Here is a 10,148-nt window from a genome sequence, read left to right as displayed (position 1 = left end):
CTGACAGCCTGACCCCTCATCGAAGGATCGCTACACCACTACCTGGGACTTGACCCATTTCGGACTCATTCCCCCAGCACACACGGTCCGCCGCGCACGAGCTCGCCGGGCACGAGCTCGCCGGGCACGAGCTCGCCGGGCACGAGCTCGCCGGGCAGGAGCTCTGCCGTCACGAGCTCGCCGGGCAGGAGCTCTGCCGCCACGAGTTCCGCGGGCATGGGTTCCCCAGGCGTGGTCACGGCCACCGGACGGCGTCGGTCCGACCAGTCGACGAGATGCACCGTCCTGGCGGCCTGAAGCCGACGCATCCCCACCGCGGTCGAGAGACTCGGCAGCGAGAGACTCGGCAGCGACCTGCCCGCGACGATAAAGGTGCCGCCGAGCTGGCACCTTTTGCGTCGCAGGAGCTGTGGGCCGTGAGCCTCAGCCCTCCCGCACCTGCCCGCCCTCCACCTGCCAGCTCCGGTCGGTATTCACCGTCTGGAGCATGCGCCGATCGTGCGTGACCAGCAGCAGCGTGCCGTCATAGCTCTCCAGCGCCTGCTCGAGCTGCTCGATGGCCGGGAGGTCGAGGTGGTTGGTGGGCTCATCCAGCACCAGCAGGTTGACGCCTCGGCCCTGCAGCAGAGCCAGACCGGCGCGAGTTCGCTCCCCCGGGCTCAGCTCGTCGACCGGGCGGCCGACGTGATCGGCGCGGAGCCCGAACTTGGCCAGCAGGGTGCGCACCTCCGCAGGTGACATCTCCGGCACCTGCGCCTCGAAGGCTGTGGTCAGCGGCCGGTCCCCGGCGAGCAGGGAGCGGGCCTGGTCGATCTCCCCGATCTGCACGCTCGCGCCGAGCGCCGCCGTGCCCTCATCCGGAGCCCGATGTCCGAGCAGCGCTCGCAGCAGCGTCGACTTCCCGGCACCGTTGGGACCGGTGATTCCGATCCGCTCCCCGGCATTGACCTGCAGCGAGACGGGCCCGAGGGTGAAGTCCCCCTGCCGGATCACGGCGCCGGACAGGGTGGAGACGACGGAGCCTGATCGCGGCGCGGCCCCGATGGCGAACTCGAGCTGCCACTCCTTGCGGGGTTCCTCGACCTCGTCGAGCCGCGCGATCCGGCTCTCCATCTGCCGCACCTTCTGCGCCTGCTTCTCGCTGGACTCGCTCGAGGCCCGGCGCCGGATCTTGTCGTTGTCCGGCGCCCTCTTCATCGCATTGCGCACGCCCTGGCTCGACCATTCCCGCTGTGTGCGCGCGCGGGACACCAGATCGGACTTGGTCGCCGCGAACTCGTCGTACTTCTCGCGGGCGTGGCGGCGCACCGTCGCGCGCTCCTCGAGGAAGGCGTCGTACCCACCGCCGTAGACCCGGTTGCTGCTCTGGGCGAGGTCCAGCTCGAGCACCCTGGTGACGCAGCGGGCGAGGAACTCGCGGTCATGGCTGACCAGCACCACCCCACCGCGCAGGCCGCGCACGAAGGCCTCGAGACGCTCCAGCCCGTCGAGGTCGAGATCGTTGGTGGGCTCATCCAGCAGCACGATGTCGAAACGGCTCAGCAACAGGGCGGCCAACCCCACGCGGGCCGCCTGCCCACCGGAGAGCGAGGTCATCAGTGTCTGCTGCACATCGGTCCGGGCGAGCTCCAGGCCGAGATCGGCGAGCACCACCGGGATCCGTTCCTCGAGGTCCGCGGCGCCGCTGGCCAGCCACCGGTCCAGCGCGGTCGCGTAGACGTCGGCCGGATCGGGACCGCCGGATCCGGAGGGCGCCGGTTCGGCGAGCGCCGCAGCGGCGGCGTCCATGTCAGCGGTCGCCTCTGCGCATCCGGTGCGGCGGGCGATGGACTCGGCGACGGTCTCACCGGGGACTCGTTCGTGCTCCTGCGGCAGCCATCCCACGAAGGCGTCGGCCGGGGACAGGGAGACGGTCCCCTCCTGCGGGGCATCGACGCCGGCGAGCAGGCGCAGCAGCGTGGACTTCCCGGCGCCGTTCGCACCGACGATCCCGACGACGTCACCCGGCGCGACCGTCAGGTCGAGGGCGTCGAAGAGGGTGCGGTGGCCGTACCCGCCGGCCAGGCCGTGGGCGACGAGGGTTGCGGTCATAGGCCGATTCTCCCACCGCGTGTGCGGTGGACCTGCCAGGGCCCGGGCCGGGTCGACGAGTGCCAGGACACGTCGTCAGGACAAGATCCGCCGAGAGAGGAACTCAAGGTCGCCGACCGGCCCGTCACGTGTTGGGCCCGACGTCAGGACCCGTCGACCGAGACCCCGAGCGTCGCCGCGTGCTCGGTGATGGTGCGCGCCAGGTCCAGATCGCGACTGGTGATCCCGCCGACGTCATGGCTGGACAACGTGACGCCCACGGACGGGTAGGTGAGGGTGAGATCCGGATGGTGATCGGCGGCCTCCGCCGAGGCGCCGATCCGGTTCACGAGGTCCAGGCCGGTGGCGAAGTCCCCGGTGGAGAACTGCGCGGCGATCGTGCCCTCGACCTGGCGCCATCCGGTGAGGCCGGCGGCGTCGATCTCGGACGGGGACAGTGTCTGCTTCGGATCCGTCATGAGCCCATCGTGCCCCGGCAGCCGCACCGGGTCCACCGTCCTGCTGCGGTCAGCGCGCCGGGAGCGGACTCCGCCGGCGCTCAGATGTCCGCGCCGGCGCAGACCTCACGGGCTCCACAGGCTCCACAGGCTCCAAGGACCTCACCGGCCTCACGGGCATTACCGGCTTTACAGACCTCACGGACCTCACGGACCTCACGGACGATGCGTCGTCCAGAGCGTCCTGGTGCCACGGATCCAGAGCTCGCCGAGCTCGCGCACGCTCCCGGCGCCGTCTCCGGCGAGCGCCCGCAGCGTCTCCTGGTCCTTCTGCTCCAGGGACGGGAGCGCCCGCGCGCCGATCCGCTGCAGCTCGAGTGCGGCGTACTCCCCCGCCGGCCCGTCGGCCGCTGCGTGGAGATCGGTGACCAGGCTGTCCGTGTGCGGAGCCTCGAAACCGGCGGTCGCTATCTGCTCGGTCCAGTCCGGATGATCGGCCGGGGTGCCGCCGCCGGCTGCCCGCACCTGCTCCTCCCAGCCTGCGAGCTCCGCGGGGAGCACCCGTGGCGCGGCGTCCATCTCTAGAACAGCCAGCAGGCCGCCGGGCCGGAGCGCGGCGAAGAGGTTCCCGAAGGCGGCGTCGGGGTCGGAGGTCTCGTGCAGGGAGGCGGACGCCCAGACGACGTCGGCCGAGCCGAGATCGTCGTCGGGCGCGGCGATGTCAGCGCGCCGGGTCGTGACCCGATCCCCGACCCCGGCGGCCTGGGCGCGGTCGCGGACCTGGGACAGCATGTCCTCGGAGATGTCGACGGCGACGATCTCGGCCTCGGGGAACCGGTGTGCGAGCGCGATCGTGCCGGTGCCGACGCCGCTGCCGATGTCCAGCACGCGCCGCACCGGGCCCTCGGCGACCTCGTCTACCCGGGCGGTCGCCGCCGCCAGCATGTCGGCGTGCACCTCGGCGTCGAGCTCGAGCAGCCGCCCCAGGATCGAGCCGTGATCGTGTGCATGGCCGTGGCCATGGGCGTGGGGCGGGCCGTGGTCGTGCGCCGGGCCGTGGCCAGGCACAGCGCCCTGTCCACGATCGGAGTGCGGGCGATCCGGGGTCGGGCCGGGGTACGTCGACATCCTCGGAGTCTAGCCACCGGCGTGTCGAGCATCACCGGGGGCTGATGGACCTACCTTGAGGTTCGTGTCCCCGCCTCCCTCGCCCCGCAGCTCCCTGGTCCTGACGCGCCGAGGCCGCCTCCTCCGGACAGGGCTCGCCCTCCTCATCACCCTGATGGTGGTCATCGCCCTGGTGGCCGGAGCACGAGCACTCGCAGGCGGACGTTCCGACGAGACGGTCGGCACCTTGAGCGCCGCCTCGGACGCCGGATCGGGCAGCGGTTCGGACGCCGCCGCGGACGCCGGATCGGACGCCGGATCGGGCAGCGCGCCCGACGTCGGCACTGCGGAGACAGCCACCTCGGCGACCGCTCAGCCCACGGCGGACGAGAACACCAGCGAGGCCGCACCGGAGATCGTGCGCTCGGGCACCGTCGGTGCGGGAACCTGGACCACCCCGGACCTCGTCGACGGCTCCGACCCCGGCACGTTGCCCGTGCACACCTATGCGGTGCGTGTCGAGGCCGGGATCGGGATCGATGCCGACGACGCCGCACAGGAGATCGCGAGAATCCTCGACGATGAGCGCGGATGGCGAGCCACGGAGGAGGTCGCCTTCGAGCACGTGGCCGACCCGGCCTCGGCAGAGTTCACGATCTCGATCGCCTCCCCGCCCACGGCCGACGAGCTGTGCCTGCCTGCCAGGACGAACGGGCTGTGGAGCTGCCGCGTCGGCGAGGACGTGGTCCTGAACTCGGACCGCTGGCTGCATCGGACCCCGACCTACTCTGACACCACCGAGTACCGGGCCTACATGGTCAACCACGAGATCGGGCATTTCCTCGGTCATGGTCACTCGACGTGCGGAGGCGACGGGCTCACCGCGCCGGTCATGCTGCAGCAGAGCATCGATCTCGGCGGATGCCGGCCCAATGCGTGGCCGACGTCCGAGGGCATGGCCTGAGTCCTGAACCCGGCCGCCAGATCGTGGCTTACATTGATCCCATGATCCGCCGCGCCATCGCCCGCACCTTCTGGACGCTCAGCAGGTGGAAGCTGGTCGCCGAGCCCCGTGCGGACCGGCCCGCCATCTTCCTCGGCGCTCCGCACACCTCCAACTGGGACTTCGTGTTCATGCTCGCCCTGGCGTGGGAGCTCAAGATCCCCCTGCGCTGGTTGGGCAAGAACAGCGTCTTCACAGGCTGGCGAGGTCCGATCATGCGCACTCTCGGAGGCATCCCCGTCGACCGCTCGGACCCGAGTCGCATCGTCGACGAGGTGGTGGAGCGCATCCGGTCGGGAGAGGACTTCAACCTGGTCATCACCCCTGATGGCACTCGCAAGGGCAACACCTGCTGGAAGTCCGGCTTCTACCGGATCGCCCGCGCGACGGGGATGCCGGTGACCCTGGGCTTCGTGGACCGGTCGACGATGACCGTCGGCCTCGGCCCCACCTTCGACCTGACCGGGGACATCAGCGACGACATGGATCGCATCCGCGCCTTCTACGCGGACAAAGCCGGCCACCATCCGGCACATCGCGTCGAGCCCCGCCTGCGCGAGGAGCTCGACGACGCCTGAGTCTCGCGCGTCGACCTCCGCCGGTGCGGCACACTCGGGGGATGGATGATCTGCACGTGCCCGCGGGCCCCGGGGCGCCTCACGGGCTGAGGATCCCTGCGGCCGAGCTGGCCGAGCAGTTCACCCACGCGTCCGGCCCGGGCGGACAGGGCGTCAACACCTCCGACTCCCGGGTGCAGCTGCGTCTGGATCTCGCCACCACCACCGCGGTCGACGACGACCAGCGCGAGCGCCTGCTCTCCGTGCTGGCACCGCGCCTGGCGGGCAGCGTGCTCACCGTCAGCGCCGAGGAGCACCGGGCCCAGCGTCGCAACCGTGTCGCTGCCCGTGAGCGCCTCTCCGCAATCCTGCGCGAGGCCATCGCCCCGCCCGTGGTGCGCCGGCCCACGAAGCCCACCAAGGGCTCGAAGCGTCGGCGGCTGGACGGCAAGCGGCGCCGCTCGGAGACGAAGCAGAACCGCCGACGCCCAGGCGTCGACTGACCCCCTCCGTACACTCATCATCGTGACCCCGCTCACGATGGACCCCGCGGCGACGATTCTCGCCTCCGCGCTGGCCCTCGCCCAGGAGCGGCCGACGGAGCTCCACGTCGCAGACCTCGCCGACCACGTCGGTTACAGCCCCTTCCACTTCTCCCGGATCTTCGCGAAGCACACCGGGATCGGTCCGGGTCAGTACCTCATCGCCCTGCGCATCGACGCCGCCAAGCGTCTGCTGCTCGGTGGGGACGACGCCGTGGTCGACGTGGGCGCCGCCGCCGGCTTCGACTCCCTCTCGAGCTTCACGCGGAGGTTCCGCGCGACGGTCGGGGTGCCGCCCGCGCAGCTGCGCCGCCTCGCCCACCGCATCAGCGACAAGCCCCCACGGCCCTTTGCCCTGCTGCAGCCAGGCTCCGGCCTGGTCCACGCCGACATCGAGCTGCCGCCGGGGTTCAGTCCGCGCGGGGACGCGTCGATCTGGGTGGGCTGGTACCCGCACCCGGCCCCGATCGGACTGCCCCGTTCGGGCCTGCTGATCTCGGGGACGCCGACGGTCCAGCTGCCCCTGTGCCCCGGCGCGCCCTTCCTGCTGGGCTTCGCGGTGCCGAGCCAGGCCGACGCGCTGGACCAGCTGGTGCCGTCGTCCCCGATGGTCGCCGTGCACCCTGCCCCGATCACGCAGCCCGCCCGCGTCGCCCTGGACTTCTCGGTCCCGACATCGACCCGCCCGCCTCTGCTCAGCGCCCTGCCGAGCCTGTGCACCCGGTGACCGCTGTGCAGTCCCAGCAGAACCAGCAGATCGCACCTCGAGAACGTCCGTCGCACCAGGTGCGCAGGATCGGACAATCATCCCGCCCCGATCCTACCTAGCGTAGGGACCACATCCCGGCCCCGGCAGAGACCTGCTCCGGGCCCACCACTGAAGGAGGAGACATGACCCGCACCACCGGCACCAGCACCTGGGCAGATCTCAGCGTCACCGATCTCGCCGCCGCGAAGACCTTCTACTCCGGCCTGTTCGGCTGGGAGTTCGAGGATCTCGGCGAGAGCTTCAACCACTATCACCTGATCCGCAACGGCGGCGCCCTCGTGGGCGGGATCATGGACGTCACCGGGATGACCACTCCCGATGGCCGGACCCTGCCCTCCGAATGGGGCATCTACCTCGCCGTCGACGACGCGAGGTCCCGTACCGCGAAGGTCACCGAGAACGGCGGCACCGTGGTGGTCCCGCCCGATGCCATCAGCGAGTTCGGCGGCATGTCCATCGTCCGCGACGCGACCGGCGCGACCATCGGACTGTGGCAGGCCGGGGCGATCGAGGGCTACGAGTTCACCGGCGCGCCCGGCTCCCCGGTCTGGTTCGAGCTGATGACGCACGAGTACGACAAGGCCGTCGCGTTCTACACCGCCGTGTTCGAGGCGAACCTGGTGCCGATGGGCGAGCCGATGGACGACGACTCCTTCCGGTACGCGACCAACGGTCCCGGTGACTCCGCCAGCTGGGGTCTGTGCGACGCGACCGGCGCGATGCCGGTGGAGGCGACCGGCTGGCGCCTCTACTTCGGGGTCGAGGCCTCCGAGGCGGCACTGGCGAAGGTCGTCGAACTGGGCGGGAAGGTGCTGGACGGCCCGACCGACTCCCCCTTCGGCCGGATCGCGACGATCGAGGATCCGTGCGGGGCGTCCTTCCAGATCAGCGCGATGAGCGAAGCGATCCCCGAGGGCTGAGCCCGCCGGAAAACAGCTGGAGGGCGGGGGCGGGCGTGCGTAGTGTCGCGCGTATGGACCACTCCCCCGCCCTCGACCTGCTCGGATCCCTCGGAGCCGACGCCACCCACGAGGACGCCGAGTCCCGCTTCCGCGAGGCGGGCTGGGGCCCCTGCGGCGCCGGCGACTGGGCCATCGCCCTCGCCTCGCCGACAGCGGACCTCGTGGTGCGGATCAGTCCCTTCGATCCCGTCGGGCCGTACACGGCCCGGCTGTACCGCGAGGCCTCTTCCACCGGCCAGGTGCCCGCCCTGCATGCCCACCGCCGTCTCGCCGGCGGCGGCGACCTGCAGCTGCTGGAACGACTTGCCCCCGTGGACGAGTCCGAGGCCCACGAGCTCCTGGCTCGATGCGCAGTCCCGACGACGGAGTTCTCGGCGCTCGCGGCGATCGTCGGCGAGATCCATGCGGACGCACGCCGGGAGCTGCCCTGGTGCGGCCCGCTGGACACCAACCCGTCCAACGTGATGCGCACCCTCGCCGGGCAGCTCGTGCTCACCGATCCGTACTACGCCGACGGGCCGAACCTGTATGCCAGCGCGGAGCGGGACCCGGCACTCCTGGTGGCGCGAATCCCGGAGGCGGAGCGCCGGTACCTGACACACATCCCGCTCGCCTGCTCCGGCCCCTGGGAGGACGACGACCGGTCGGCGCTGCGGGAGGCCCTGCGCCGCGCCGACGAGGAGGCCATCACGGCGGAACCTGCAGCTGCGTCTCCTGCCGGAGCTCCGGTCACGGAGTGATGTGCCCCGTCTCCGGCTTCACTCATCCTCTGTGCGCACCCGCGCCACGAGCTGCGTCGGGTTCACGAAGCGCAGCGCGATGATCAGCGTGACCAGCATCAGCGCCGTGTACACGAAGGCCATCGCCGAGACCAGCGGTCGGGGCTCGGAGCCTCCGGCCGAGGGGATCAGCCCGCGCGGGACGCCTCGATCCCCTTGCGCGCGCATGCGCTCGTCCCACTGGGTGATGATCCGCAGGTAGAGACCGCCGATCATCAGACCGCCCAGGAGGTCGCTGGCCCAGTGCCAGCCCAGCAGGAAGGAGACGACCACGGAGTTCACGCTGATCACCACGACGCCCCAGCGCAGCAGCCGCAGCAGTCGCGGACTCGCGGAGCTGTAGTGGGTGATCAGGTAGACGACGGCGCCGTAGATGAGCACGGCCTCGGAGGCATGTCCCGAGGGGAAGCTGATGCCCTTGGCCCCCATGTCGAGGTAGCCGCCGTCGAAGAAGTTCGGATCCCGGGAATAGGTCACGGGGCGGGCGAAGATCAGCTTCAGGGTGCCGACGCCGATGAGGAAGGCCAGTTCGGCGAGCACAGCCACCTGGATCGGCCGCCAGGATCTCCTCCGTCGGGCCAGGACCACCGCGACCACGATCAGGATGGGCAGGCAGACGGCCTGACCGGCGACTCGGTCCAGGACGTTCTGGGCGAACCACAGCAGGTCCGGCTCGAGGTGATAGAGCCAGCGTCGGGCCAGCAGATAGTCCACGTGCTGCATGGGGCCCGCGGCGATGAGGACCATGAGCACGGAGCCGATGATCAGCGCCGGGATCGAGGTGATCGTGTCCAGCCAACCCCGGTTCCGAGGGAGCATCCGGCCCCGATCGGGCGCGTTCGCGATCGGGACATCGGGGCTGTTCGGCGAGTCAGGGACCATCGTCGAACGAGCTTAGACCGCGCCGAGCCCCGGATCAGGCCTTAGAGCCGAAGCTCACCGGCCGATGTGCTGAGCGGGCGAACCGGTGAGCCGTGGCTCAGCGCAGGAGACGGCGGAGCAGCCGGTGCGCGGAACGGCGTCCGACGCGCTTGCCCACCGCCTCCGGACCCTGTCGGGCCGCGTTCACATCACCCTTGACCCTGCGAGCACGGAAGAGCCAGCCGAACATCAGAACCTCCTCATATGGCGAGCATCGTGACCCCTGCGGGTGATGCTCGGTTCCCAGCGGTGCTGAGGTCTCCGACCGTACCAACACCCTCCCTCGCGGTCTCGGATCCCGACCGACCGTTCACCTCGGGGCTCCCCGAAGGCCACGGCGCTCGTCACAGCCAGCCGTGCTCACGGGCGGTGCGCAGCGCCTCCGCCCGGTTGCGGGTGCCGGTCTTCCTGATCGCGCTGGAGAGATAGTTGCGCACCGTGCTCGTGGAGAGGTGGAGGGTTCCGGCCATCTCCGCGATCGGTGCCCCGCTGTCAGAGGCGGCGAGCACCTCTTTCTCGCGCGTCGTCAGCGGGCTCGGACCGGTGGCGAGCGCCTGGGCGGCCAGCCCGGGGTCGACGACGGTGGAGCCTGCCACCACCCGTCGTATCGCCGTGGCCAGGTCCTCGACCGGGTCGTCCTTGACGAGGAACCCTCGGGCCCCGGCATCCATGGCGCGGCGCAGGTAGCCGGCCCGTCCGAAGGTGGTGACGATGATGACCGCGGTGATCGGATGCGCCCGCAGGACGTCAGGGATGACGTCGAGGCCGCTGCGGCCCGGCAGCTCGATGTCCAGGATCAGCACGTCCGGGTGGTGCGCGGCGACGGCGCCGACCACCTCGTCGCCGCGCCCCACGTCCCCGATCACCACGAGATCTGGTTCCAGCCCGAGCAGGCCCGCGAGCGCGGAGCGCATCATGGTCTGGTCCTCGGCGATCATCACGGTGGTGCGCGGGCTGGCGCCATCCTGCTCGGTTCCGCA

Annotated in this window: 13 protein-coding genes; 6 read left to right on the top strand and 7 right to left on the bottom strand. The window is 70.9% G+C overall.

All coding sequences use genetic code 11. From position 1 onward, the window contains the following. Positions 1–65: 65 nt before the first annotated feature. The 4 genes from INT49_RS18790 to INT49_RS18775 all read right to left on the bottom strand — a co-directional run bounded on the left by INT49_RS18790 (position 66) and on the right by INT49_RS18775 (position 3,656). Positions 66–218, bottom strand: coding sequence for a hypothetical protein (locus tag INT49_RS18790; protein WP_193119277.1), 153 nt, complete (start codon positions 216–218; stop codon positions 66–68). Positions 219–423: 205 nt separating this feature from the next. Next, positions 424–2,091 carry an ABC-F family ATP-binding cassette domain-containing protein gene (locus INT49_RS18785; protein WP_193119276.1) on the bottom strand — a complete coding sequence of 556 codons (1,668 nt, stop codon included), beginning with the start codon at positions 2,089–2,091 and terminating at the stop codon, positions 424–426. A gap of 143 nt (positions 2,092–2,234) precedes the next feature. Next, on the bottom strand, positions 2,235–2,549 hold the full coding sequence (locus INT49_RS18780; RefSeq protein ID WP_193119275.1) for a 4a-hydroxytetrahydrobiopterin dehydratase: 315 nt from the start codon (positions 2,547–2,549) through the stop codon (positions 2,235–2,237). Positions 2,550–2,744: 195 nt separating this feature from the next. Further along, complete coding sequence (locus tag INT49_RS18775; protein ID WP_193119274.1) at positions 2,745–3,656, bottom strand: class I SAM-dependent methyltransferase; 912 nt, start codon at positions 3,654–3,656, stop codon at positions 2,745–2,747. Positions 3,657–3,720: 64 nt separating this feature from the next. Between INT49_RS18775 and INT49_RS18770 the strand changes: the two genes are divergently transcribed. The 6 genes from INT49_RS18770 to INT49_RS18745 all read left to right on the top strand — a co-directional run bounded on the left by INT49_RS18770 (position 3,721) and on the right by INT49_RS18745 (position 8,208). Continuing rightward, the gene (locus tag INT49_RS18770; protein WP_193119273.1) at positions 3,721–4,599 is read left to right on the top strand and encodes a DUF3152 domain-containing protein; all 879 of its coding nucleotides are present in this window, start codon (positions 3,721–3,723) and stop codon (positions 4,597–4,599) included. A 41-nt stretch (positions 4,600–4,640) separates the two neighbouring features. Beyond that, positions 4,641–5,216 carry a 1-acyl-sn-glycerol-3-phosphate acyltransferase gene (locus INT49_RS18765; protein WP_193119272.1) on the top strand — a complete coding sequence of 192 codons (576 nt, stop codon included), beginning with the start codon at positions 4,641–4,643 and terminating at the stop codon, positions 5,214–5,216. A 41-nt stretch (positions 5,217–5,257) separates the two neighbouring features. Next, complete coding sequence (gene arfB / locus INT49_RS18760) at positions 5,258–5,698, top strand: alternative ribosome rescue aminoacyl-tRNA hydrolase ArfB (RefSeq protein WP_193119271.1); 441 nt, start codon at positions 5,258–5,260, stop codon at positions 5,696–5,698. Positions 5,699–5,720: 22 nt separating this feature from the next. Then, on the top strand, positions 5,721–6,464 hold the full coding sequence (locus tag INT49_RS18755) for a helix-turn-helix transcriptional regulator (RefSeq protein ID WP_319021703.1): 744 nt from the start codon (positions 5,721–5,723) through the stop codon (positions 6,462–6,464). 164 nt (positions 6,465–6,628) lie between these two features. Continuing rightward, a complete protein-coding gene (locus INT49_RS18750; RefSeq protein WP_193119270.1) occupies positions 6,629–7,426 on the top strand; it encodes a VOC family protein in 798 nt (265 codons plus the stop codon). Positions 7,427–7,479: 53 nt separating this feature from the next. Continuing rightward, positions 7,480–8,208: a hypothetical protein gene (locus INT49_RS18745; RefSeq protein WP_193119269.1), complete on the top strand. Its 729-nt coding sequence runs from the start codon at positions 7,480–7,482 to the stop codon at positions 8,206–8,208. Positions 8,209–8,226: 18 nt separating this feature from the next. Here the strand turns inward: INT49_RS18745 and INT49_RS18740 are convergent, their stop codons facing one another. From INT49_RS18740 to INT49_RS18735, 3 genes are all read right to left on the bottom strand, one after another. Further along, positions 8,227–9,129 (bottom strand): phosphatase PAP2 family protein, encoded by a 903-nt coding sequence (locus tag INT49_RS18740; protein WP_226850976.1) that lies wholly within the window; start codon positions 9,127–9,129, stop codon positions 8,227–8,229. Between the two features lie 97 nt (positions 9,130–9,226). Then, the gene (locus INT49_RS21450; protein WP_264298778.1) at positions 9,227–9,358 is read right to left on the bottom strand and encodes a hypothetical protein; all 132 of its coding nucleotides are present in this window, start codon (positions 9,356–9,358) and stop codon (positions 9,227–9,229) included. Between the two features lie 154 nt (positions 9,359–9,512). Then, a complete protein-coding gene (locus tag INT49_RS18735; protein ID WP_226850984.1) occupies positions 9,513–10,106 on the bottom strand; it encodes a response regulator transcription factor in 594 nt (197 codons plus the stop codon). Positions 10,107–10,148: the final 42 nt, after the last annotated feature.

This window comes from Brachybacterium tyrofermentans (genome assembly GCF_014897585.1).
In the GTDB taxonomy this organism is placed as follows: Bacteria; Actinomycetota; Actinomycetes; order Actinomycetales; family Dermabacteraceae; genus Brachybacterium; species Brachybacterium tyrofermentans.
Note: the sequence above shows the minus strand (reverse complement) of the source record. Positions and strands in the feature narration are given on the sequence as shown.

Bases quoted from the DNA above. Each gene is read 5' to 3' on its own strand.
- INT49_RS18745 (WP_193119269.1), top strand. From the start codon at position 7,480: ATGGACCACTCCCCCGCCCTCGACCTGCTCGGATCCCTCGGAGCCGAC.
- INT49_RS21450 (WP_264298778.1), bottom strand. From the start codon at position 9,358: ATGTTCGGCTGGCTCTTCCGTGCTCGCAGGGTCAAGGGTGATGTGAAC.
- INT49_RS18780 (WP_193119275.1), bottom strand. From the start codon at position 2,549: ATGACGGATCCGAAGCAGACACTGTCCCCGTCCGAGATCGACGCCGCC.
- INT49_RS18735 (WP_226850984.1), bottom strand. From the start codon at position 10,106: ATGATCGCCGAGGACCAGACCATGATGCGCTCCGCGCTCGCGGGCCTG.
- INT49_RS18740 (WP_226850976.1), bottom strand. From the start codon at position 9,129: ATGGTCCCTGACTCGCCGAACAGCCCCGATGTCCCGATCGCGAACGCG.
- arfB (WP_193119271.1), top strand. From the start codon at position 5,258: ATGGATGATCTGCACGTGCCCGCGGGCCCCGGGGCGCCTCACGGGCTG.
- INT49_RS18790 (WP_193119277.1), bottom strand. From the start codon at position 218: ATGCCCGCGGAACTCGTGGCGGCAGAGCTCCTGCCCGGCGAGCTCGTG.
- INT49_RS18785 (WP_193119276.1), bottom strand. From the start codon at position 2,091: ATGACCGCAACCCTCGTCGCCCACGGCCTGGCCGGCGGGTACGGCCAC.
- INT49_RS18775 (WP_193119274.1), bottom strand. From the start codon at position 3,656: ATGTCGACGTACCCCGGCCCGACCCCGGATCGCCCGCACTCCGATCGT.
- INT49_RS18765 (WP_193119272.1), top strand. From the start codon at position 4,641: ATGATCCGCCGCGCCATCGCCCGCACCTTCTGGACGCTCAGCAGGTGG.
- INT49_RS18750 (WP_193119270.1), top strand. From the start codon at position 6,629: ATGACCCGCACCACCGGCACCAGCACCTGGGCAGATCTCAGCGTCACC.